This window comes from Mesorhizobium sp. M2A.F.Ca.ET.037.01.1.1, from assembly GCF_003998075.1.
Taxonomy (GTDB): domain Bacteria; phylum Pseudomonadota; class Alphaproteobacteria; order Rhizobiales; family Rhizobiaceae; genus Mesorhizobium.
Map to the genome: position 1 here is coordinate 1 of NZ_RZSA01001566.1, position 858 is coordinate 858.

The window sequence follows — 858 nt, forward strand, 5'->3', positions numbered from 1 at the left end:
CGGCGGCGCATGGCCTGCTCCTCCGCCTCGACCTTGTGAACGGCCGCCGCCCGCAGGCTGAGATAGCGCTCGATGTCGCGCTTCAGCGCCGGGACATTGAGCTCGGCGACGCGCCGGTCCTCGCGATCGGCCTTTCCGGCGAGAAGGCCGGTCCTGCCCTTCAGCGCGCCGAGGGTCTGCGGCTCCGACACAAGCCGGTGCAGCGTTGCCTTCGCCACGGCCGGCTCGGACAGCACCGCATCGAAATTCATGGCCTGGAACGCGGCTTCGGGATCGGCGAAGACATAGCGAAACCGCGTCGAGACCTCGTCCCATTGCCTGGTGAGCCCGGGATCGGCACTGAGCTTTTCCTCCACGGCATCCTTTATCGATTGGGCGAACAGCGTGACGCCGGCGACCATCGGTGCGGCCTCCTTACGGGTCTGGCTCTGGGGTGAAACGACGAAGAAGCCGAGACGCTCTCCCATACCACGCAGGCGAAGCGCCAGACCGGCAAGTTTCTGCTTCTGCCGGATCGTCCAGTCGAGGCGATCGCGCAGCAGCGTGCGAGCGACGCGAACGATATGCAGGCCGCGATTTTCGGCAAAGCGGAGCGCCTGGCGGTAGAACGTCCCGCGCTCGTAATCGAGCGTGGTCTCCTTGGGCCGTGCGCGGGACAGGACCTTGACCAGCCCGCCATGGATGCCGAAGGATCGGCGCCCGTAATACAGCGTCAAGTCCTCGCGATGCCGGGTCATCGCGACATAGGTCAGATGCCGGTCGAGCGAGAGGGAAGCGAGCACCTTCACCCGGTCGACGGTGGCGCCTTGGGCCTTGTGGATCGTCGTCGCATAGCCGTGGTCGAGGTTGCGGTAGAGC

General features: G+C 66.1%; 1 protein-coding gene. It reads right to left on the bottom strand.

The window, feature by feature from the left end:
* On the bottom strand, nucleotides 1-858 hold an 858-nt coding region (locus EOA27_RS38415; RefSeq protein ID WP_189562380.1), incomplete at both ends, for a BID domain-containing protein.